22 protein-coding genes are annotated in these 20,875 nt (G+C 58.4%); 14 read left to right on the top strand and 8 right to left on the bottom strand.

Features of this window, described 5'->3' with window-relative positions:
- The first annotated feature begins 230 nt into the window (after positions 1-230).
- From ACR0DL_RS11505 to ACR0DL_RS11490, 4 genes are all read left to right on the top strand, one after another.
- Complete coding sequence (locus ACR0DL_RS11505; RefSeq protein ID WP_480689261.1) at positions 231-1,424, top strand: NAD(P)-dependent alcohol dehydrogenase; 1,194 nt, start codon at positions 231-233, stop codon at positions 1,422-1,424.
- Positions 1,425-1,537: 113 nt separating this feature from the next.
- A complete protein-coding gene (locus ACR0DL_RS11500) occupies positions 1,538-1,918 on the top strand; it encodes a hypothetical protein (protein ID WP_170377225.1) in 381 nt (126 codons plus the stop codon).
- Between the two features lie 143 nt (positions 1,919-2,061).
- Positions 2,062-2,565: an outer membrane protein gene (locus ACR0DL_RS11495; RefSeq protein ID WP_170550559.1), complete on the top strand. Its 504-nt coding sequence runs from the start codon at positions 2,062-2,064 to the stop codon at positions 2,563-2,565.
- Positions 2,566-2,647: 82 nt separating this feature from the next.
- Complete coding sequence (locus ACR0DL_RS11490) at positions 2,648-3,145, top strand: GNAT family N-acetyltransferase (RefSeq protein WP_480689259.1); 498 nt, start codon at positions 2,648-2,650, stop codon at positions 3,143-3,145.
- Between the two features lie 271 nt (positions 3,146-3,416).
- Here the strand turns inward: ACR0DL_RS11490 and ACR0DL_RS11485 are convergent, their stop codons facing one another.
- The gene (locus ACR0DL_RS11485) at positions 3,417-4,109 is read right to left on the bottom strand and encodes a Crp/Fnr family transcriptional regulator (protein ID WP_480689257.1); all 693 of its coding nucleotides are present in this window, start codon (positions 4,107-4,109) and stop codon (positions 3,417-3,419) included.
- A 178-nt stretch (positions 4,110-4,287) separates the two neighbouring features.
- On the opposite strand from ACR0DL_RS11485, the gene hemA reads away from it, so the two are divergent.
- Entirely contained in the window at positions 4,288-5,511 is a 1,224-nt protein-coding gene (hemA, locus tag ACR0DL_RS11480) for a 5-aminolevulinate synthase (RefSeq protein WP_480689255.1), read from the top strand.
- Between the two features lie 56 nt (positions 5,512-5,567).
- Here the strand turns inward: hemA and ACR0DL_RS11475 are convergent, their stop codons facing one another.
- The 7 genes from ACR0DL_RS11475 to ACR0DL_RS11445 all read right to left on the bottom strand — a co-directional run bounded on the left by ACR0DL_RS11475 (position 5,568) and on the right by ACR0DL_RS11445 (position 12,228).
- The gene (locus ACR0DL_RS11475) at positions 5,568-5,816 is read right to left on the bottom strand and encodes a cytochrome C oxidase subunit IV family protein (RefSeq protein WP_480689253.1); all 249 of its coding nucleotides are present in this window, start codon (positions 5,814-5,816) and stop codon (positions 5,568-5,570) included.
- A 5-nt stretch (positions 5,817-5,821) separates the two neighbouring features.
- Positions 5,822-6,370, bottom strand: a complete 549-nt coding sequence (locus tag ACR0DL_RS11470; RefSeq protein ID WP_480689251.1) for a cytochrome c oxidase subunit 3 — start codon at positions 6,368-6,370, stop codon at positions 5,822-5,824.
- A complete protein-coding gene (locus ACR0DL_RS11465) occupies positions 6,367-8,289 on the bottom strand; it encodes a nitric oxide reductase activation protein NorD (RefSeq protein ID WP_480689249.1) in 1,923 nt (640 codons plus the stop codon). The genes ACR0DL_RS11470 and ACR0DL_RS11465 overlap by 4 nt, the downstream gene beginning before the upstream one ends.
- A 9-nt stretch (positions 8,290-8,298) precedes the next feature.
- Positions 8,299-9,108 (bottom strand): AAA family ATPase, encoded by an 810-nt coding sequence (locus ACR0DL_RS11460; RefSeq protein ID WP_480689247.1) that lies wholly within the window; start codon positions 9,106-9,108, stop codon positions 8,299-8,301.
- A gap of 5 nt (positions 9,109-9,113) precedes the next feature.
- Entirely contained in the window at positions 9,114-10,481 is a 1,368-nt protein-coding gene (locus tag ACR0DL_RS11455) for a cbb3-type cytochrome c oxidase subunit I (protein ID WP_170350173.1), read from the bottom strand.
- A gap of 16 nt (positions 10,482-10,497) precedes the next feature.
- On the bottom strand, positions 10,498-10,947 hold the full coding sequence (locus ACR0DL_RS11450) for a c-type cytochrome (RefSeq protein ID WP_170350172.1): 450 nt from the start codon (positions 10,945-10,947) through the stop codon (positions 10,498-10,500).
- 99 nt (positions 10,948-11,046) lie between these two features.
- On the bottom strand, positions 11,047-12,228 hold the full coding sequence (locus tag ACR0DL_RS11445) for an NnrS family protein (protein ID WP_480689245.1): 1,182 nt from the start codon (positions 12,226-12,228) through the stop codon (positions 11,047-11,049).
- A 236-nt stretch (positions 12,229-12,464) separates the two neighbouring features.
- On the opposite strand from ACR0DL_RS11445, the gene ACR0DL_RS11440 reads away from it, so the two are divergent.
- From ACR0DL_RS11440 to ahbB (ACR0DL_RS11400), 9 genes are all read left to right on the top strand, one after another.
- Positions 12,465-14,141 (top strand): cytochrome D1 domain-containing protein, encoded by a 1,677-nt coding sequence (locus ACR0DL_RS11440; RefSeq protein WP_170377212.1) that lies wholly within the window; start codon positions 12,465-12,467, stop codon positions 14,139-14,141.
- Between the two features lie 123 nt (positions 14,142-14,264).
- Positions 14,265-16,049, top strand: a complete 1,785-nt coding sequence (locus tag ACR0DL_RS11435; RefSeq protein ID WP_480689243.1) for a NapC/NirT family cytochrome c — start codon at positions 14,265-14,267, stop codon at positions 16,047-16,049.
- 56 nt (positions 16,050-16,105) lie between these two features.
- Entirely contained in the window at positions 16,106-16,507 is a 402-nt protein-coding gene (locus ACR0DL_RS11430; protein WP_480663056.1) for a cupredoxin domain-containing protein, read from the top strand.
- A 188-nt stretch (positions 16,508-16,695) separates the two neighbouring features.
- Positions 16,696-17,457, top strand: a complete 762-nt coding sequence (gene cobA / locus ACR0DL_RS11425; protein WP_425082366.1) for a uroporphyrinogen-III C-methyltransferase — start codon at positions 16,696-16,698, stop codon at positions 17,455-17,457.
- Positions 17,458-17,503: 46 nt separating this feature from the next.
- A complete protein-coding gene (locus ACR0DL_RS11420) occupies positions 17,504-17,812 on the top strand; it encodes a c-type cytochrome (protein ID WP_254428531.1) in 309 nt (102 codons plus the stop codon).
- The gene (locus tag ACR0DL_RS11415) at positions 17,809-18,954 is read left to right on the top strand and encodes a cytochrome D1 domain-containing protein (RefSeq protein ID WP_480689241.1); all 1,146 of its coding nucleotides are present in this window, start codon (positions 17,809-17,811) and stop codon (positions 18,952-18,954) included. The genes ACR0DL_RS11420 and ACR0DL_RS11415 overlap by 4 nt, the downstream gene beginning before the upstream one ends.
- Before the next feature lie 4 nt (positions 18,955-18,958).
- Complete coding sequence (ahbB, locus tag ACR0DL_RS11410) at positions 18,959-19,948, top strand: siroheme decarboxylase subunit beta (protein ID WP_170411811.1); 990 nt, start codon at positions 18,959-18,961, stop codon at positions 19,946-19,948.
- Entirely contained in the window at positions 19,945-20,394 is a 450-nt protein-coding gene (locus ACR0DL_RS11405; protein ID WP_170377198.1) for an Lrp/AsnC family transcriptional regulator, read from the top strand. The genes ahbB (ACR0DL_RS11410) and ACR0DL_RS11405 overlap by 4 nt, the downstream gene beginning before the upstream one ends.
- A complete protein-coding gene (ahbB, locus tag ACR0DL_RS11400) occupies positions 20,391-20,873 on the top strand; it encodes a siroheme decarboxylase subunit beta (protein WP_170400006.1) in 483 nt (160 codons plus the stop codon). Before ACR0DL_RS11405 ends, ahbB (ACR0DL_RS11400) begins: the two co-directional genes overlap by 4 nt.
- Positions 20,874-20,875 lie beyond the last annotated feature (2 nt).

The raw sequence follows: 20,875 nt of genomic DNA, 5'->3' as shown, positions 1-20,875 counted from the left end.
GTCTACTACACAGGATCGAATGCCATGAATGCTCTTGTCTGCAGGGATATTTCAATATCCGAGTTACGCCAAGCATCTCGGCTGGCTGGTATCCGGGATTTGCTTGAACTTCTGGTCAGGCTTTCCCTGGACTGGGACGAAGCTAGGCGATCTTTGTCACAAACAAGTCCGCAGACTTGGCTCGTAAATCCGTTCTCCCTCAATTGATCCAAACCTCTCAGGAGAGAAACATGTTGGACAATGTAAGAGCGCTTTCTACGGTTTACCGCGCAGCCAAAAGCATGACGGCAATCGCTTTGACAGAGTTGCCTGAGCCTGGGAATGTCGCGGAAGCATTGCAATTGGTGAACGTGCCCGTGCCAAGACCTTCGCGCCACCAAGTCGCGATTCAGCTGTTCGCTTCATCACTGCATGTCGATGAAATTTATGCGGCTCAGGGCACCGCTCTTGGTCGTTTCTTCGGGCCTAAACGCGCTTCGGCAAATTCCCCCTACGTCATGGGGACTTTGGTGTCAGGGGTCGTTGTCGCAACTGGTCAGGACGCAACCCGGTTCAATGTTGGAGACGAAGTGATCGTCGTACCCAACGAGCTTGGCGAAAACGGGTCTTGGGCAACATACAGATGCGTTTCGCACGACTATCTGATGCTCAAACCCCCGGCCTTGTCTCATGTCGAGGCGGCAGCCGCGACACTATCAGGTTGTGTTGCGTGGGGTGCGATCAACACCGCACGCGTCGAAAAAGGTGACCATTGCCTCGTTGTTGGGGCATCGGGTGCCGTCGGATCCATGATGGTTCAGTTCCTCAAATCAAAGGGCGCAATCGTGACCGGGGTTTGCAGCGGCGCGAATGCCGATCTGGTGCGCACGTTGGGTGCAGATCACATGATCGACTACAACGTCACCAGTTTTGGTTCGCAGGGCAAAAACACCTACGACAGGGTCTTTGATCTGGTAGGCGGTCGGGACATCGAGGCCGCAGCGTACCGAATACTGAAACGCAATGGCCGGTTCGTCACGATTGTTGGCCCAGTGCGCCACATTGGTGAACGCAAGCTGTCCAGGGCCGAGTTTCTTCTGGGTGTTGGGCACATTGTTTGCCGCAGTATCGCAACACGGTTCCGCGGTCCTCGGTATCGTTTTTGTGCCTCCTTGCCACGGAACAACGCCTATGCAGCAATACTGAGCATCGCAAAGCACAACATACGCTCTCCCATTGAAGCCGAGATTCCATTCGATCTGCCGCAAATCCAGGCCGCAATCAGAACTCTGACGTCCCATCGGACAAGAGGTCGGATCATCATCAATTTTGAGGCCGAAAAACAACCAGGCCAGGCTGCAATCGGTTTTAGACCTGAAGCACAACTCAATCGGTCATTGTTCTGGCAAAACTCACAACCCAATCAAGATACGGTAATAATATGAAAAACCTCTGGAAATTTCCGGGATCGGGAAATCCTAATTCTTCGGAATCCCCTCGCAACGAAAGCACTCCAGCTCAATGCACAGCGAACTGTGTTTGGCCCGTGCGGTCAATAGTGGTCGCGTTTACCCTTGGCGTCGCGCTGAGCGGGTGTGCAGCAAACATGGCCGCAAAAGGCAGTGATGGTCCAGACCTGAGCGTAGTCAGCCAGGAGGCCACCCGGATGGATGTCGAACGGCAGTTGGGGTCGCCTGAGCAGCTACAGCAACAAGCCAATGGTGATTGGGTGGCCGTCTATGACGTCGAACCCCGGACAAAGCCAAACCTTGCTCGGGCGGCAGGCCACGGAACGCTGGACCTCTTTACCTTCGGGCTCTGGGAGGTTGTCGGGGGGCCTTTGGAAGTGGCCCATGCGCGGCGGGTTCTCGTCACTGCGCGATATGACGACGCGGGAAAACTGCTGCAACTGACCAGCAAGCCCAAACCCATCCTTTGATCTGAGGGTGGGTCACCGCCGACCTGCAACAGGCCGGCGTTAAATCCAACACCCCGACGAACAGCAAGCCATCCCCGTTGAACCATAGTGCAGGTCCAGCGGGCAGATACCCCTGTCCACACAAACAAGCAAACGGACTAAAAATGAAGACTATAACATTGATCACACTGGCCGCTATGGCTCCCACAATATGTTTGGCAGACGAAAGCTGGACCGGCTTCAATGCTGGTTTGCAGCTATCCACGGTTGATGTTTCCCAAGACGAAAACGATAACGGAAACGCAGCGTTGGGCCTCCACGCCGGATATCTTCGTAATTTTGACGGCTATGTAGTTGGCGGTGAACTGACTTATGATGCGGGCGCTGAGCTTGTGTCTGACAACAAAACAAAAAAGGTCGATACGATACGCCTGAAGTTCAAAGGCGGACACGTATTTGGCCGGACGTATCTGTACGGCGTCATTGGATATGCGAACATCGATGGCGGTTCCATCAGTGAAGATGGCTACTCTGCTGGCGTTGGCGTTACGTATCGCGCAACGGACAGAGTTCTGGTCGGCCTTGAGTACCTGAGAGACACATATGACACGTCAGCTGACGACATCACAGCTGACTCTGTCGCGCTTCGGGTGTCTTACAAGTTCTGACAGAAGGCGTTTGAGAACCTGACACAAGCAGGGGACAGTCAATTGCCCCCCCACTCATAATTCAATTCCCGGGAGCCACCAGGTGACTGAAATACCAACGCTTGAGACTGAACGACTGCTACTTCGACCACCAATAACGGCAGACTGGCCCGACTATCTTGCGCTGATGACATCAGAGCGCTCAAAGTTCATGGGAGGCCCGGTCTCTGAGCGCATGACCTGGGGGATTTTCTGTCATGACATAGCTCAGTGGACCCTCATGGGACACGGGGCACTGATGATGGAAGACCGTGTTTCAGGAGCGTGCCTTGGGCAGGTTAGCATCAACTCCGGACCGCTTTTCCCCGAACCCGAATTGGGCTGGTTTGTCTATGCTGATGCCGAAGGAAAAGGCTATGCGTTTGAAGCTGCGCGAACGCTGCGAGATTGGGCCTGTACATGGAACGTAACCCAGTCGCTCGTCAGTTATATCGATCCGAACAACTTCCGCTCCTGCCGCCTTGCTGAGCGGCTTGGAGGAATTTTGGATTCAAATGCCGAGCGAGATGACCCCAATGATCTCGTCTACAGGTACCATTGAGTTGCGCAAACAACTCCCCGGACCATTCGTGCGAGGGTCACCTTCATCAGTCGCCCGATCAGACCGTCATCCCCAACATCCTTTGCTTTTTGATTGTCCCGGTATCAAGGGGCGCAACGCAGCCCTGTCTGCTTTTATCGGTTGGAAATACCGGATCACGGGCCGGGTTGCCGCAACCTATGCGCGGCAATACGAGGGCACAAAACCTCAGTCAGACAATGACCAGCATCCTCAGCCCCCCGCGGAAAACCCGAAACGCCCGTCGGGCTGATCATTTGTCCGACGGATCGCTTTCAGCATATTCTCGCAGACGCTCGATATCAGAGATTACGGCGTGGTTGCGGTTGATTTGCACACCAACCGTTTTTAACCGCGAAAAGGCCCGGCTCAGGCTTTCCGGCTTCATTCCCAGACGCCCGGCGATCAGCATCTTGTCATAAGGTAGCTCTACATCGCAGCCATCGGGTTTGGCATCGCACAGGTTCAGAAGAAACTCTGCCACCCGCTGCGCACCCGTCTGCGCCTTGAGCTGCTCCAGCTGTGCCACCAGCGAATGAAGATGCGTGAACGTGGACGCCAGAATAGAAACGCCAATCTCGGGGTCTTCTTTCATCAACGACAGCAGCAAAGGGCTTGGGATATGCATCACCTCGCAGGCCGAAACGGCCTCGGCAGAAACGGGGTAAGGGACGTTTCGCAGCGCGACCGCCTCGCCAAAACTTTCACCGCGGGTAAAGACGCTAACCACCGCCTCGGCCCCCGTTGGGGACATGCGGAACAACTTGACCCACCCGGCAAGCACCACGTGGACGGCCTTGGCCTCTTCTTCCTGTATAAAGATCGTTTCGCCCCGATCATAGCTGCGCCAAATTGCATGGCTCAGCAGTGTATCGACATGCTGGTCCGGCAAACTCTTGAGCAAAAGCGATTGTCTCGCGATCGCTTTTTGTGCTTCGTGTGCCACGGAGTTTCCCCTTTTCCCTGGTCGATCGTCCGACCGGTACGTCCTTTTTCGCAAGGCTATGCCAAAGCTCTGCCCGGCGCGCCAGCCTTTTCCTGCTTCAACTTGACTATTGTCATGTCTTAGGCGTCACCATGCGCATAAATTCGGCCCAAAGCCAGCAATCCGGGGAGCCAGTATAATGGACTACGAGCGATTTTTCACCCAGAGCCTGGACGATCTGCGGGACGAAGGAAACTATCGTGTTTTTATCGACCTGCAACGCCGCTGCGGATCATTCCCAAACGCACGTCAAACCGACGGGGCGGTACAGCGCGATGTGCGGATTTGGTGTTCGAACGACTATTTGGGCATGGGGCAGCATCCGGCGGTGACCGGGGCGATGCATGACGCGCTGGACCGGTGCGGCGCTGGTGCTGGTGGCACCCGGAACATCTCGGGCACCACGCACGATCACGTTTTGCTTGAGGCTGAGCTGGCCGATCTGCACGGCAAAGAGGCAGCGCTTCTGTTCACCTCTGGCTATGTTTCGAACTGGGCGGCCCTTGGCACCCTTGCTGCGAAAATCCCCGGCCTTATCGTTTTCTCGGACGCGCTGAACCACGCCTCGATGATCGAAGGCATCCGTCATTCGCGCGCGCAAAAGGTGATCTGGAAGCACAACGACCTTGAAGACCTCGAGGCGAAGCTGGCTGCTGCCGATCCTGACGCCCCCAAGATGATCGCCTTTGAATCCGTCTATTCGATGGACGGAGATATCGCGCCGATCCAAGAGATTTGCGATCTGGCCGACAAATACGGCGCGATGACCTATCTGGATGAGGTTCATGCCGTCGGTCTTTACGGCCCGCGCGGTGGCGGCATTGCCGAACGCGAAGGTCTGATGGATCGACTGACCGTGATCGAGGGCACGTTGGGCAAAGCCTTTGGTGTGGTTGGTGGCTATATCGCGGCCTCAGCCGCACTTTGTGATTTTGTGCGCAGCTTTGCCAGCGGGTTTATCTTTACCACCGCCTTGCCCCCGTCGATTGCGGCGGGCGCTGCGGCCTCGATCCGGCACCTGAAACAGTCGAATACCGAACGCGATCAGCAGAAGTCCCGCGTGGCGCAGGTGCGTGCCCGGTTGGATGCCGAAGGCATTCCGCATCTGCCCAACCCCAGCCACATCATCCCGGTGATGGTGGGTGATCCGGTGAAATGCAAATTCATCTCGGACACGCTGCTTGAAGAATTCGGTATCTACATCCAGCCGATCAACTACCCCACTGTCCCCAAAGGAACCGAGCGTCTGCGGATCACCCCTTCTCCGGTGCATACGGACGAAGATATCGAACATCTGGTCGGCGCGCTGTCGGCCCTATGGCAACGCTGCCAGATCGCGCGGATGCCGATGGCTGCCCAGTAAACAAAGCGCTCCTTGCTTGAAAAACTGCCGCCCAGATCGGGCGGCTTTTTTCTGCTTCAAACGAGGTAGAGGGCAAAGATCAGCACCGAAAACCCGGTTAGAACCATGGTGAATCCGCGCAGCCAGGCTGGGCTTTTAGCAAGGTCCAGATACTGTGCAAGGATTACGCGCGTCTTGATCAGCGCAAGCAACAGAATGCCACCACCCATGACCGCAGCCGGCACCGGCAACAAGGTCAGTACCGCTGAGCCGACACTTAGCCCCAAAAGGGCAAGCCAGGCCCGTGTCAGAGTGTTGTCCCCCATCGCCCTCATCCCAACAGATAGATCACCGGAAACAGCATGATCCAGACCAGGTCGACCATGTGCCAGAACTGCGCGCCCGCCTCGATATTGCGTGCGCCATCCCGCCAGGACACCAGTAGCAGAATGCCGACCCCGGCCAGAACATGGGCCGCGTGAAAACCAGTCAGAAGGTAGTAGAACAGGAAGAAGGGATGCGTTTCATAATTGATCCCCTGCGCCATTTTATCCGCGTATTCCGTGCCTTTGATGATCAGGAAAACAACGCCCAGAAGGGCCGCGCCGACCAAGGCCATGCGCGCCGCCGCGCGCCGCGCGACCTGTCGCCAGTGCAGCGCCTGTGCGGCCAGATACCCCGATGTGACCAGAACCGCTGTGTTAAATGCCGCTCCAGTGCGATGCAGATGTGACTGCGCCTCGGCAAAACCCGCCGGGTCGGTCAGACGCACGCCCATAAAGGCGATCATCCCAGCGCCAAACACCAGCAGTTCCGAGACGATCAGAACCCACATCAGCAACTCGCCCGGAAGCTCGTCGATCACAGAAGCATCGCTCATGCGCCAACCAGTTGGCGATAGATTTGCGGCAAAGCCATCGTCAGGCGGTGCGGGTCAGGGATCACCGCAAAACCGCCTTGCCCGAACATACGCGGGAACCAACTTTTGCCGGTTTTGTCGATGGTGACACCAAAGACCGATTGCCCGGCGCGACGCGCTTCGCGGACGGCCATGCACGTATCTTCGATACCATGGCGACCCTCATAATGATCCAGGTCGTTCGGCTTGCCATCGGTGATCACCAGCAGCAGCCGGCGCTTGCGCGATTGATCCGCCAAATCGGCCGAGCAATGCCGGATTGCCGCCCCAAGCCGTGTGTAATGCCCCGGGCGCAGTGACGCGATTCGCTGTTCGACCGTTCCGCACATTGGCTCATCAAACCGCTTGCAGCGCTGCACATAGACACGCTGACGTTTCAGAGAACTGAAGGCGTGGATCGCAAAGTCATCCCCACAAGCATTTAACCCCCACGCCAACGCGGCCAGCGCCTCGCGTTCAATATCGATCACGGCGCGGCCTGTGACGGCACTTTCGGTGGATCGGCTGACATCCAGCAGGATCGAGACCGCCAGATCGCGAGCTTCGGGACGGGATTGCTGCCAGATGCGCTCGTTGCCTTCGCCACAAGCCCGGCGTTCAGTCTCGGCACGCACGGCGGCTTCGATATCCAACTGGTCGCCGTCCAGATGGCCGCGTGTCATAACCCGACCGGGGCGCAGCGCCTCGAACTGGCGCTTCACCGCGCGGATGCGGCGGGCAGTGGCCGGGTCCTTGCCAAACTCGGCTGCGTCTTCGCGGATATCGGCATCCGACAACAGGACATTCACGTGGTCTGGCAAGTACTGACCGGTGCGCACGTCCCATTCGGGATAAAGGATACGGCCCGACAGACGCTCGCGATTCACATCCTCGGGCGCCAGATCCAGGTGCAGCTTCAGCTTGGTGGGCGGCGCCTTCGAGATTTGGCCCAGCCCGATCTCTTCCTGATCGTCGGCCGCCTTTTTGGCATTGTCGGGATCGTCATCATCGACCCGGCGGTTCAGGTTCAGAAACTCGGCCCAACTGAGGATCGCCTCGAATTTGTGCAGGATCAGGCTGTCTTTCCGTTCGGCCTGATCAGATTTACGGCGGCGGGCGCGGTGGGTTTTCTCTCCCGACTCTTCGGGCGGGCCTTCGGTATCGGGGTTTTCCACCTCATTATGTTCTGAAAAGCCAACGGCGCGCAGTTCGGGCCACAGGGGGACCGGGCGAAAACGCTGATACCCGCGCGGGGCAGACAGGCTGTCATCCAGCTCCAGCAGCTGTTCCGCCTTGGCAGACAGCGATGCCGGATCACCTAGCATATGGCGAACCAGTTCTTCCAGCGCGGCTTCGACCGGCGGCAGGTTAGGGATATCACGTTGGTGCAGCAGACCCTTGCACAGTTCGGTATAAAGGGGGCGCAAGCCGGGGGCGTTTTCCAGCGTGGCCTCGACCATCTGTCGCGCAGCGATCAGCGCATGCAGATCGGCCCGCAGGGGGTCATCCTCATCAATTCGGGTGTCGGCATGGGCCGCAACGGCTGCCAGCCAGACATATAGCGCGCCGTTGGCTTCGCGCGCCGGGAAAACGGCCAGACGGTCCGGCAGGCGCAATACCTCGCCATCGAACGAAGCACGCGGCATCAACTCGGCCTCGGTTCCCAAGCGGCGACGCCAGCTTAACCGGTGGCGTGAAATTTCGGGTGAGACCGGGCGTAATTCAACGCCCGGACTACCCCCAAGCCCTCGGAAGAGGACTGCCAGCCGCCCCGCGACCTCAGAAAGGTCGACCGCGGCTCCAACATGCACCTCAGGTGCATCGAGGCGGCTGGCAAGGGTGTGCCACAGTTTCCCGATCGTTTCTTCGGGTTCCCATGGCTCAAAATCGATCTTGACCATTGGCCGGCCTCACCCAAAGACAGCCGTGACAAGATCGAGGAGCCCGCGTTTGATATCCTCGTCATCAGTCAGAGGTTCGATCATTGCGGCAAGAATGGCGCGGTCCGTCGACATACCCTGTGCGATCAGCGTCGCAGCATAGACAACCAGTCGGGTAGAAACGCCTTCCTCAAGATCCTGACCCTTGAGCCCCCGCAGTTTGTTCGCCAACCGGATCAGCGGTTTGCAGCGCTCAAGCGCCAGGCCACTTTCCTGGGCGACAACCTCGGCCTCCATCTCAGGCGACGGAAAGTCGAATTCCAGCGAAATGAACCGCTGCCGGGTCGAAGGTTTCAGGGTTTTCAGGATATTCTGGTAGCCGGGATTGTAGGATGCCACCAGCATGAAGCCGGGCGCGGCTTCCAGTTCTTCGCCGGTGCGATCAATCGGCAGGATGCGCCGGTCGTCAGTCAAAGGGTGCAGCACGACGGTCACGTCCTTGCGGGCCTCGACCACCTCATCCAGGTAACAGATTGCGCCTTCGCGCACTGCGCGGGTCAGCGGGCCATCGACCCAGACGGTTTCCCCGCCTTTCAGCAAATAGCGGCCAATCAGGTCGGCAGCGGCCAGATCATCATGGCAGGCGACAGTATAAAGCGGGCGGCCAAGCTGCGCGGCCATATGGGCCACAAAGCGGGTCTTGCCGCAACCTGTCGGCCCTTTCAGCAGAACCGGCAGATCGTTGTTATGGGCGGCGGTGAACACATCGCATTCATCGCCCTGGGGCAGGTAGAAGGGGGCGTTTGCCGCCCCCGTTCCCATTTGTATGGAGCCATCCATTTGCATTACTCCGCAGGGGTTTCGGCTGCGCCGGGTTCGATGACCTCTTTCCGGGGCACCCAGATCGAGTAGACGAACAGCAGCGCACCAAGGACCACGACTACACCAGACCCAAAGCGCATCCAGTAGAAGATCGCGATCTGATCCTGCACGTCCATGAAGTAGTCACCGATCACACGTTGCATGTGCGTCTGCACGGTTCCGCCGAAGGTCAGCACGAAGGTCATGAAGACCATACCGCTGGTCATCAGCCAGAACGAACCCATGTTCAGCACCTGATTATACGGATCACGGTTTTTCAGGATCGGCATGGCATAGGTGAAGATCGCCAGATTGAGGCAGACATAGGCGCCGTAAAAGGCCAGGTGACCGTGGGCCGCGGTAATCTGCGTGCCGTGGGTGTAATAGTTCACCCCGTGCAGCGTATGCAGGAAGCCCCAGACACCTGCACCGAAGAAGGCCAGTGTGGCACAGCCCAGCGACCACAGCAACGCGGCCTTGTTGGGGTGGTCCCGGCGGCCCTTCCAGACCATGACGAAGGCAAAGGCCATCATCGCAAAGAACGGGATCACCTCAAGGCTCGAGAAGATCGAACCGATCCACTGCCAATACGCTGGCGTACCGATCCAGTAGTAGTGGTGACCAGTCCCAAGGATGCCCGAGAACAGCGCTGCAGCGACGATGACATACAGCCATTTCTCAACCACCTCGCGGTCAACACCGGTCAGCTTCAGCATCAGGTAGGCCAGGATCGAGGCCATGATCAGTTCCCACACACCTTCGACCCACAAGTGAACAACATACCACCAGTATTGCTTGTCCAAGGCCAGATTGCCGGGGTTGTAGAAGGCAAACAGGAACAACAGCGCCAGACCCCACAAGCCCAACAAGAGGATGTTGGTGATCGCGGTCTTTTTGCCCTTCAGAACGGTCATCGACACGTTGTAAAGGAAGATCAGCGCGGCCACGACAATGCCGGCCTTGACCCATTTGGGTTGCTCAAGGAACTCGCGCCCCTCTTTGCCCAGCAGCCAGTTTCCTTCGAACAGGTTGAAGGTATAGGTCAGCACCACTCCCAACGTCCCCACAACCAGAATGATCAGTTGTAGATAGGCCAGCTTGGGTGAATGGATTTCACGTTCAGCCTCTTCCGGGATCAGGAAGTAGGCCGCGCCGAAGAAGCCCAGGATCAGCCAGACGATCAGCGCATTGGTGTGCAGCATCCGCACGATGTTGAACGGCAAAAGCTCGCTCAGGAAATTTGGTGATACATAGATCAGGCCAGCCAGAAGGCCACCCAGAACCTGTATCACGAACAGGGCCATGGCCACCGCAAAGTAGGCGTAGGCGATTTTTTGGGATTCGTATTTCATTGCTCCGTTCCCTTTCTCAGCCAGCCTCGTTGGGCGGCCAGTCCTGAGCGTCGATATTGTCCGTCCAGATCAGGAAGTTGGTCAGGTCGCGAATTTCTTCGTCGCTGAGGTTGAAATTGGGCATCTGCCGACGACCGGGAATGCCGGTCGGTTGTGCCTCCATCCAGCCCTTGAGGGATTCAAAGGCTGATTCCGGGTCGTCCAGCACACCCCAACGTGTCATCACGTTGCCGACTTCGGGGGCGAAATAGGCCCCTTCACCCAAGATCGTGTGACAGTTGATGCACGCGTGTTTTTCCCAGACGTGCTTGCCCCGAACCACACTTTCATCGAGTTTTGCCGAATTCTCGGAATTCACGATGTACCAGTGGGAATGGGCCGACAGGGCCAGAAATATTAGGATAAAGAACAGGGACCCGCCATAGAATATGTTGCGAGCCATGCTCTTGGTCATGACTTCTCGCATTGCGCTCTCCTTTGCGCAGTTTAGCTTGTCTAGCCAGAATGGCGGCTGGGCCGCAGGAGGGCCTTAACGAAAGTCAAGGCTGGCGGAAGTAAATGAAAATCATCCCTCCCGGCCCGTACGAGGGCCCGTCAGCGCAGGCCACATGGCGATCAGGTAAAGCGCAAAGGCACAGACCCACAGGCCGTCCGACAACAGCATCGCCACCATATAGCCTGCGTTCAGCTCGGCCCCGATCCAGCGTGACAGTGCAGCAACCGCCATCAGACCATAGGCCACGACCATCGGGGCGGGCGCGATTAGTGCACGGCCGCTGTGACCCAGCGCGGCGCGGCTCATGACTGCCAGGGTCATACCGCCCACACACCCTATGCCCAATACGTGCAGGGCGGCGATTTCATTGCCCAGACCCAGCACTGCCAGTCCCCACAAGATCAACCCCATCGCCAACATGCCTAGACCCAAATGCAGCGCCAGCAAAATTGGCTGCCGGGCGGCCCAGCGGCTGCGCCAATTGGCCATGCGCAGTATCTGAACCACCCCAAGGGCAAGCGCCAAAACCCCGGCCAACGGCCCTGCACCCAGCACCAGAACACCCAGCGGCAAGATCAGGGCCAGAACCATGACTGCCTTGTCGAACAAGGCGACCGAAACTGGCCAGTCCGCCTCTGGGACCCCAGCGCGTTTCATGGCATTGCGGGTAAAGGCCGGAGTAATCCGACCACCCAAAATGGCGATCATCGCACACAACGCCAACAATCCCGCGCGCAGCCCAGTTTGCAGAGTACCTTCAGTGATCCCAATCCATTGCAGATGTGTCATCATGTCCGCGACCCAGATCAAGCTCAGCAACAGCAGGAAAATCATGTTCTGCGGCTTGGGACGGCGGATCAGCTGCGTAGCTATTTTGGCCCCCAGAACCGGCACAAAGGCCAGATCGACCACCGCGACCAGAACTGGCGGCAATACACCTGAAAACCACATGGCCATCCGACCGGCCAACCACAGCCCGGCAGCCAGAGTGATAAAGTGCGCCCGCGCCTCGGGGGCGCCGGTCCAGTTCGGTACTGCGGTCAGAAAGAACCCGCCCAGCGCGGCCGTCGCATAGCCGAAAATCATCTCATGCGCGTGCCACATCGGCGGCGTCATACCGTAATCCGGCGCCATGTAAGGCACTGTCAGCCACAGCCCCCAGACCACGCCGACAAACAGGCCGTAGAGACCGGCAGACAGAAAGAAAACACGAAATCCTTCACCAAGAATGCGGGCGATGATTGTGGGCATGGCTGCTCTCCTCAACCGTTTTTTTCAGCCCTAGCAGCCAACCCGCGCAACGGACTTAACAAAAATCAATCCTCACGAAAAACATGCCTCTAAAACACAGATTTTATGACGGTTTTTTCGCCATTTTTTCCTTCCGAACCCTTGAAATGGGCCCCTGGCGTTGACTTTCGTCAAGGAGCCGTCGGGCGCGATGTCTCACCCTTGGACCTGCCTCACCACGCAAATGGAGAGTGATCATGTCACTTGGAATCAGCTACAACAAAACTGGCCGCGCCTTTGGGGTCGGTTTGGCGATGCTGCTGGGCAGCGTCGCTGCGCCAACCTTCGCCGAAGAGCCAACCCTTAGCGAGGAAGCCTTTGAATCCTCCAAACAACTTTATTTCGAGCAATGCGCAGGCTGTCACGGCGTTCTACGTAAAGGTGCCACCGGTAAAAGTCTTGAACCGATGGTCAAAACCAAAAACGACGATGGCACCGTAACCGAATCCGGCACCCTAAAACTAGGTCAGGAACGGCTTGAAAAGATCATCGCCTGGGGTACCGAAGGCGGGATGAACAACTTCTCGGACATCATGACCGAGCAGGAAATAAAGGACATGGCGACCTACATCATGATGGAGCCGCCAAAGCCGCCTGAAATGTCACTTGAACAGATGATGGCGACCCGTAAGGTCTATGTCGAAGAAGCCGATTATCCAACCGAGCCGCTGCATGGCCGTAATTGGGAAAACTTCTTTGTTGTCATCGAACGCGATGTAGGCAAGGTGGCCGTGATCGACGGCGACACGAAAGAGGTTCTGACACACATCCCGACCGGCTATGCCGTTCACGTTCTGAAAGCATCTGAACACCACGCACTGGAAGAGCCAGAACAGCCCGGGCGTTTCTGGTACACCATGGGCCGTGACGGCAAGATGACTAAGATCGACCTCTGGCAGACGCCAGACAAGATGTTGGTTTCCGAGGTCAAGATTGCCTATGACGCCCGCGACGTTGCCGTTTCTGGTGACGGCAAATACGTCATCGGTGGGGGCTATTGGCCGCCGCATTTCGCAATCGTCGACGCCCAGACCATGGAACCGGTCAAGGTCGTATCAACCCGCGGTGTGAACGTGGACGGGGATTACGTGGAAGAGGCCCGTGTGGCCGCAATTTACACAACTCCGAACGAACCCACCTGGATCGTTGCCGTGAAGGAATTGGGGCAGTTGTGGCAGGTCGATTATACCGATCTGGACAACCTGCGGATCGACAAGATCGACAGCGCCAAGTTCTTGCATGACGGGTTCTTTGATCCGACAGGCCGATACTTCCAGATCGCCGCGAACGCGTCGAACAAGATGGTGGTTGTCGATACCGAAACCCACAAGCTGGAAGCGATGATCGACACAGCCGCGTTGCCGCACCCCGGCCCGGGTGCCAACTGGGTCGACCCCAATTGCGGCCCGGTTGCTGGTACGACACACCTTGGCGTGGGTACCGTGACCGTCTGGGGTAACGATCCCGAAAACCGCCCGGATGATGCCTGGAAGATCTGCTACGAAGTGGAAACCGACGGCCCCGGCCTGTTTGTCCGTACGCACCCGAATTCGGACTACATCTGGGCTGACCAGACCAAACACCCGGAACCTGAAGTTCAGCAATCGGTGCAGGTCATCTCGAAAGAGACCGGCGAGATCGTGAAAACCATCCAGATCACCGAAGACGAAGGCAGCGCCGCTGTTCACTTCGAATTCAACGCGGATGGTACCGAGGTCTGGGTTTCCAAGTGGAACCTGTCGGACTCGAAAGAACCTAACGGTCAGATCGTGATCTTCGACGCCAAGACGCTGGAAGAAATCGGCCGCATCGAAGGGCTTTATGCTCCGACCGGCAAGTTCAATGTCTACAACCGTTCGAACCACGTCACCTGACGAGTTCGCAACCAAAACCGGAAAGGGCGGGCCCCTCGCCCGCCCTTTCCTCGTTTGACCAAACAGCCAAATCCACCGGCCTGCCACCCAAGGCCAGATAAGAAAGCCAAACGGAGCCCGGATATGACTTCCGAACCGGAAAAAAAGAAACCAATTTGGCGCCGGTATTTCCTGTGGGGAATGCCCGTGGCCGGAATAGCCGTGGCCTTTGTCGCGGGCATCGTCTTTTGGGGCGGGTTCAACACCGCCATGGAAGCCACCAACACAAAGGAATTCTGTGTCTCGTGCCACGAGATGCGTGATTTCGTCTATGAGGAATACACCGGCACGATCCATGACGTGAACCGGTCTGGCGTGGGCGCGGTCTGTTCCGACTGCCACGTTCCCAAGGACTGGACCCACAAGATGATCCGCAAGATCAAGGCGTCCAAAGAGCTGTATGGCAAGCTGGTCGGCACCATCAACACCCGCGAAAAGTTTGAAGCCAAGCGCGTACATCTGGCGATGAATGAATGGGAGCGGATGAAATCCACGGACTCACGTGAATGCCGCAACTGCCACGATTTTGAATCGATGATGCCCGAGTTCCAGAAACCGCGCGCACGTCAGCAGCACCTGAATGCGATGGAGATCGGCCAGACCTGTATCGATTGTCACAAGGGGATCGCCCACTCGGACGCCCGTGATCGGGCCGATGAGGACTATCTGGAAAAGCTTGAGGCACCCAACCCGGCCTTCATTCGTGAAATCCCGCAGGAATACCTGACCAGCCTTGCGAAGATCGAAGCCAAGGAAGCTGCCGAAGCCGAGGCTGAAAAAGCAGCCAAAGCCGCCCAGCAAGAGGCCGTTCAGGCACAGATCGCGGCCGCCGTAGACGCAGCCGTCGCCGAAGAACGCGCCAAGGCAAATGGCGAAGAAGCCGCAGCACCGGCAGGCGGCGGCAGTGATGTTGGCAGCAGCGTCGACTGGAATGCCGTTGCAAGCGCCGATCTGAAACTGTTCTACCCCGGTCAAGCCTCGTTTGAGTGGGCGCAGAACGGCAAGTTCCACGGCGGGGCCCGTCCCCTGACCAAGGGCGGTGATCAATGCTCGACCTGTCACGCCAAAGAACTGGATACGATCGGCAACAAGATCGTTGCGGGCGGTGATCTGGAACCAACCCCGATCCCCGGCAAACGTGGTGTGATCGATGCGACCGTGCAGGCCGCGCATGATGACGAGAACCTTTATATCCGCATGCAATGGCCGGATGCAGGCCATAACCCTGCCCCCTTCGTCGATGGCGGCAAGATGGACCCCGACAACCAGATCAAGGTTGCAATGATGATCACCGGTACCGGGATCGAGTTGGGCGATCAGGTAGGCTGCTGGGCCTCGTGCCACGCAGACAACAGCTATATGCCATTTGATCCGGGCGCTGACGCGATTGCCGCCAATGGGGATATCGCAGGCCGCCTGAGCACTCAGGACACAGTGACCAAATACATCAGCGAAAGCCGGACCGAGGTCGAAGTCAAAGGTCGCCGCGGCAAGGCATTGGGTGGCTGGGACAAGTTGGAGGCCGAAGCGCAGATCCAGCAATACCTGGACGATGGCACCTATCTTGACCTGATGCGCGTCTATGCCGATGGCAGCGCCTCCAACGGTTATCTGTTGGAACAGCGCGTGGTCAATGACGGAGAAATTGCCGCCTCGGCCAATCTGTCCGGTGGCGTGTGGACCGTCGTCTTCTCGCGGCCACTGAACTCGGGTGCGCCCGGCGACGTGCCGCTGGAACCGGGTCAGACCTATACGGTGGGCTTTGCCATTCATGATGACTTTGCCGCCGCGCGGTTCCACCACGTTACGCTGAACACCAGCCTGGCGCTGGACGACGAAAGCGCCAACATCAACGTGGTCAAACAATAACGGATAGGGGCCGGAAAACCCGGCCCCCGCCCTTTTTTGGAAAGGAGAGATGGATCATGAAACCCTACTGCCTTCTTCCTGCACTTCTACTTCTCGCCCCACCCGTCTTGGCGGATGAAACCGCCGAGATTTGCGCCGAGGCTGAGCAACGCTATGTCGACTTATTCGGGCAACCTTCGTCAGCCGTCGAAGACGCCGAAGTGGTGCTGATGTACAAATACAATTTCTGCCCCGGTCAGTTGACCGTGAAAGCAGGAACGACAGTGCGCTGGATGAACGTGGACAAACGCACCAGTCACAGTGTGCTGCTGAAAGACGGCAGCGAACCCGAAAGCGACCGTTTGTTCCCCGAGGAATCCGTTGATCTGACATTCCTTACTCCAGGCCCGCAGGAATACCTGTGCGGGCCGCATTGGGAAACGCAGAACATGATCGGAATGATCACCGTAGAACCCTGAGCCGAGGCAAAAAATACAGGCAAGTCAAAGGAGCGCGGGCGCAAATCCCGCGCTCCTTAACTTTAGTCAAGGAAGCCACGCGCAGAATCCGCCAACCTGTTCTCATGACACGCCCGGTTCGCCCAGCAACGTCCCTTTTCGCAGGCAAACCCGGGCTCGGAAGACATTCAGACCAAGCGAGTTTGCACATGAGCGGTAAGGTTTTTCTGATTGGCGCCGGCCCCGGCGACCCCGAACTCATGACCCTGCGTGCCTTGCGCATGCTGCAAGAGGCCGACGTGGTCGTCTATGACCGGCTGGTTTCGGACGACATCCTTGCCCTGCATGCCGAAAAGGCGCGGCTGATTCCGGTCGGCAAGGCCCCCAAATGCCATACCGTACCGCAAGATCGCATCAATGAGATTCTGTTGGAAGAGGCCCGCGCCGGTCACACCGTTGCACGGCTGAAAGGCGGCGACCCGATGATCTTTGGCCGTGGCTCGGAAGAAGCGGCGTATCTTGTGGCCCATGGCGTCACGGTCGAGTACGCACCCGGCATCACGGCCGCGCAGGGGGCATCCTGTTCGACCGGCGTGCCGCTGACCCATCGCGGGCTGGCAACCTCGGTCCAATATGTCACTGGCCACCGGCAGGAAGACAAGGTGCTGGACCTGGATTGGAAGCGGTTGGCCGATCCCGACTCGACGTTGGTGGTCTACATGGGCGTAGCCAACATTGGCCAAATCGCCATGGGGCTGATGACCGAGAACCTGCCCGGATCGACCCCCGTGCTGGCTGTCAGCAAAGCCACCACACGGGCCGAACGTCGCATCGTGTCCCGGTTGGACAGGCTGGCCACCGACGTGCGCAGCGCTGCACTTGAGGCACCCACTTTGTTCATCATCGGACAGGTGGTTTCGCTGTATGCCGAACGTTCGGTGGCCGAATTGATGGAACAAGCGCATGGCTAGGCTAGGTCACCGGACTGTTGCGCCTGGCAGGCAGAGCAGCCAACCGTTGACTTCGGTTCTGCTGGCCGGCGCGGTTGTGATCGCCACCTCGGCATTTGCCGCCGACACCTTGAACCCCGACGCCCTGAGACGGCTTGTCCATCAGGATTGCGGGTCGTGCCATGGGCTGTCGCTGAAGGGTGGCCTTGGTCCCGATCTTCGGTCCCAAACGCTGCAACACTATGATCCGGACGTGTTGACCGGCGTCATTCTCGATGGGATTCCCGACACGGCAATGCCCCCCTGGCGCCCCCTTATTACCGAGGAAGAGGCCGAATGGATCGCCCGTTACCTGCTGCAACAGGAGGCACAATGAAACAGCTTATTCTTGGCCTTGCCGCCACCCTGATGATGACCTCGGCGCATGCTGAACCAACCGCCACCGGTGATCTGGGTCTTGTGATCGAACGCGCCAAGGGTTCGGTCCTGTTGGTAGATCAATCCGACCGGGCCGCGCTGGCGCGGATCGAAGGGCTGGGCGATCTGTCCCATGCCTCGCTGGTCTATTCGCCCGACGAACGCTTTGCTTATGTGTTCGGGCGCGATGGCGGGCTGACCAAAGTCGATATCGTCACCCGACAGATCGTGAACCGCGTCGTACAGGCCGGTAACGCAATTGGTGGCGCAATTTCAGACGACGGACAGCTAGTCGCCGTGTCGAACTACGAACCCGGCGGCGTCCGTGTGTTCGACACCAATACGCTTGAGTTGGTCGCAGATATCCCAACGGGTAGCAAAACAATCGGTCTGGTCGACGCGCCGGGCCGCAGGTTCGTCTTCACCATGTGGGACTCTGGCGAAACCTGGATTGCCGATTTCGCGACAGGCACGCCCGAGATCACCAAGATCCCCGATATGGGCAAAAACCCCTATGACGCGCTGATCACCGCCAATGGCCGCACCTATATCACTGGCCTTTTTGGCGAGGACGGGCTGACCGCGCTGGATCTCTGGGCCGAGGCCCCGGAACCGATCCGCGTCCTACCGGATTACGGGCGCGGGCAAGAAGAAATGCCTGTCTACAAGATGCCCCACCTGGAAGGTTGGGCGCTGACAGGCCGCGAATTCGTTCTCCCCGCCGTGGGCCATCACGAGGTTCTTTGGATCGATGCCGACACTTTGACCGAAACCGGACGCACACAGACCCACGGTCAGCCGGTCTTTGCCATGGCCCGGCCCGACGGGCGGCAAGTCTGGGTGAATTTCGCCCATCCGCTGAACGATACGATTCAAGTGATCGACAGCGTCACCAAGGACATCATCCACGAATTCAAACCCGGTCCAGCCGTACTGCATATGGAATTCACCCCGCGTGGGCACGAGGTCTGGATCAGCGTGCGCGATGCCAACAAGGTCATGGTTTACGACACGCAAACCTTTGAAAAGCTGCGCGAGATTGAAGCGGACAGCCCATCAGGCATCTTCTTTACGGCACGTGCGCACAGAACGGGGCTTTGAGACGATGGATCACATCACTGACCCGATCGACTGTCGCTTGCTGGACGAGTTTCAGCGCGATTTTCCCATAACCGACCATCCGTTTGAGGTACTTGGCGCAGCGTTGGGTCTGGACGAGGCCGAGGTCATCGATCGCCTGACCCGGATGCGTGCAACCGGTCGGATCACGCGGGTGGGTGCGACGATTGCACCGGGGGCAGTATCGGCCAGCACCCTGGCCGCCGTTGCCGCCCCCGAGGAACAGTTGGAAGAAATCGCCGCCCTGATCGACGCAGAACCCGGAGTGAACCACAATTACCAGCGCGAGGATACGTGGAACCTGTGGTTCGTTGCCACCGGGCCGGACCGGGTGCATGTGAACGATACCCTGGCCCGGATCGCCCGACGTACCGGGCTGCGGGTACTGGACCTGCGGCTGGTACGCCCATTCAATGTCGATCTTGGTTTTCGAATGTCGGGCAATTCCCGCAATGTGCCTGGCCCCCGCAAGGTGGATCGCTCGGCCATGCGGGACGGCGACCGCGCTCTGCTACAGGCGCTCAGTTCCGGCCTAGAACTGGTCGCGGAACCCTATACCGCGCTGGCCCGATCAATGAACCGATCCACGCCCGAGGTTCTGGCGCGGATCAAGGCGCTGCACGATGCCGGCATCATCTCGCGCCTCGGCGTCATCGTACGTCACCGGGCGCTGGGTTGGTCGGCCAATGCGATGGTGGTTTGGGACATGCCCGCCAGTCAGATCGACACCGCCGGCCCGGCGCTGGCCGCACATCCCGGCGTGACCCTGTGCTATGAACGTAACCCGGTCGAAGACGTCTGGCCTTACCGCCTGTATTCCATGATTCACGCCCGCTCGCGCAGCGAGGCGCAAGAAGTTCTGTCCGGCGCCGTTGCACTGCCGGAACTGGCCGGTGCGCGCCACAAAGTTTTGTTTTCGACCCGCTGTTTCAAACAGACCGGCGCATTGATCCAACCGAAAGAGGCCGCCGCATGAGACTGGACGAAACCGACCGTGCAATCCTGAACCGAATGCAGGACGACCTGCCGTTGATCCCTCATCCCTATGCCGCGATTGCCACCGAACTTGGCATTCCGGAAAGCGAATTGCTGCACCGCCTCAGCCGCATGAAAGAGGAACGCATCATCACCCGCTTCGGTCCGTTTTTCGACGCGGCCGCCATGGGGGGTGCGTTCTGTCTGTGCGCCATGGCGGTGCCGGTCGAAAATTTCGAAACCGTCCTGACCAAAGTCAATGCGCACGCGGAGGTTGCCCATAATTATGAACGTACGCACCGGCTGAACATGTGGTTCGTACTGGCCACCGAAACGCCCGAGGGGATCGAGGCCACCGCTGATGCGATCGAACGGGAAACGGGGATCGAGGTTCTCCGTTTCCCCAAATTGCAGGAATTCTTCATCGGCTTCCGGGTAGCGGCATGATCGACGCAAAAGACAGAGAGATTATCGAGGCGCTGCAAGGCGGCCTGCCCCTAGTGCCCGCGCCCTATGCGCGGGTGGCCGAGCGTCTTGGCATCGACGAAGACGCGTTGCTGTTCCGCCTGGCCGAACTGAAATCGCGCGGCGTTATCCGTCGCATTGCCGCTGCTCCTAATCACTACAAACTGGGCATGACCTCGAACGGCATGACCGTGTGGGATGTGCAAAACGACCGTGTGACTGAACTGGGCACCCAGATCGGCGCGCTGCCCTTTGTCACCCACTGCTATGAACGCCCCCGCGCCCTGCCCGACTGGCCTTACAATTTGTTTGCCATGGTTCACGGCGCGGACCGTGACGAGGTCGAAGAAAAGCGCGCCGAGATCACCGCCATTCTCGGCGATGCCTGTCGGGCCAAAGACATCCTCTATTCCACGCGCATTCTGAAAAAGACCGGGCTGCGCCTGAAAGCGAAAGGCTGAAA

It is taken from the genome of Ruegeria sp. BB5 (assembly GCF_056539405.1).
This window is presented reverse-complemented; position numbering and strand designations above follow the sequence as displayed.

What these genes read in the sequence shown, in the direction of transcription:
- ACR0DL_RS11505 (WP_480689261.1), top strand. Translation starts at nt 231, where the DNA reads ATGTTGGACAATGTAAGAGCGCTTTCTACGGTTTACCGCGCAGCCAAA.
- ACR0DL_RS11495 (WP_170550559.1), top strand. Translation starts at nt 2,062, where the DNA reads ATGAAGACTATAACATTGATCACACTGGCCGCTATGGCTCCCACAATA.
- hemA (WP_480689255.1), top strand. Translation starts at nt 4,288, where the DNA reads ATGGACTACGAGCGATTTTTCACCCAGAGCCTGGACGATCTGCGGGAC.
- ACR0DL_RS11475 (WP_480689253.1), bottom strand. Translation starts at nt 5,816, where the DNA reads ATGGGGGACAACACTCTGACACGGGCCTGGCTTGCCCTTTTGGGGCTA.
- ACR0DL_RS11470 (WP_480689251.1), bottom strand. Translation starts at nt 6,370, where the DNA reads ATGAGCGATGCTTCTGTGATCGACGAGCTTCCGGGCGAGTTGCTGATG.
- ACR0DL_RS11465 (WP_480689249.1), bottom strand. Translation starts at nt 8,289, where the DNA reads ATGGTCAAGATCGATTTTGAGCCATGGGAACCCGAAGAAACGATCGGG.
- ACR0DL_RS11460 (WP_480689247.1), bottom strand. Translation starts at nt 9,108, where the DNA reads ATGGATGGCTCCATACAAATGGGAACGGGGGCGGCAAACGCCCCCTTC.
- ACR0DL_RS11455 (WP_170350173.1), bottom strand. Translation starts at nt 10,481, where the DNA reads ATGAAATACGAATCCCAAAAAATCGCCTACGCCTACTTTGCGGTGGCC.
- ACR0DL_RS11450 (WP_170350172.1), bottom strand. Translation starts at nt 10,947, where the DNA reads ATGCGAGAAGTCATGACCAAGAGCATGGCTCGCAACATATTCTATGGC.
- ACR0DL_RS11445 (WP_480689245.1), bottom strand. Translation starts at nt 12,228, where the DNA reads ATGCCCACAATCATCGCCCGCATTCTTGGTGAAGGATTTCGTGTTTTC.
- ACR0DL_RS11440 (WP_170377212.1), top strand. Translation starts at nt 12,465, where the DNA reads ATGTCACTTGGAATCAGCTACAACAAAACTGGCCGCGCCTTTGGGGTC.
- ACR0DL_RS11435 (WP_480689243.1), top strand. Translation starts at nt 14,265, where the DNA reads ATGACTTCCGAACCGGAAAAAAAGAAACCAATTTGGCGCCGGTATTTC.
- ACR0DL_RS11430 (WP_480663056.1), top strand. Translation starts at nt 16,106, where the DNA reads ATGAAACCCTACTGCCTTCTTCCTGCACTTCTACTTCTCGCCCCACCC.
- cobA (WP_425082366.1), top strand. Translation starts at nt 16,696, where the DNA reads ATGAGCGGTAAGGTTTTTCTGATTGGCGCCGGCCCCGGCGACCCCGAA.
- ACR0DL_RS11415 (WP_480689241.1), top strand. Translation starts at nt 17,809, where the DNA reads ATGAAACAGCTTATTCTTGGCCTTGCCGCCACCCTGATGATGACCTCG.
- ahbB (WP_170411811.1), top strand. Translation starts at nt 18,959, where the DNA reads ATGGATCACATCACTGACCCGATCGACTGTCGCTTGCTGGACGAGTTT.
- ACR0DL_RS11405 (WP_170377198.1), top strand. Translation starts at nt 19,945, where the DNA reads ATGAGACTGGACGAAACCGACCGTGCAATCCTGAACCGAATGCAGGAC.
- ahbB (WP_170400006.1), top strand. Translation starts at nt 20,391, where the DNA reads ATGATCGACGCAAAAGACAGAGAGATTATCGAGGCGCTGCAAGGCGGC.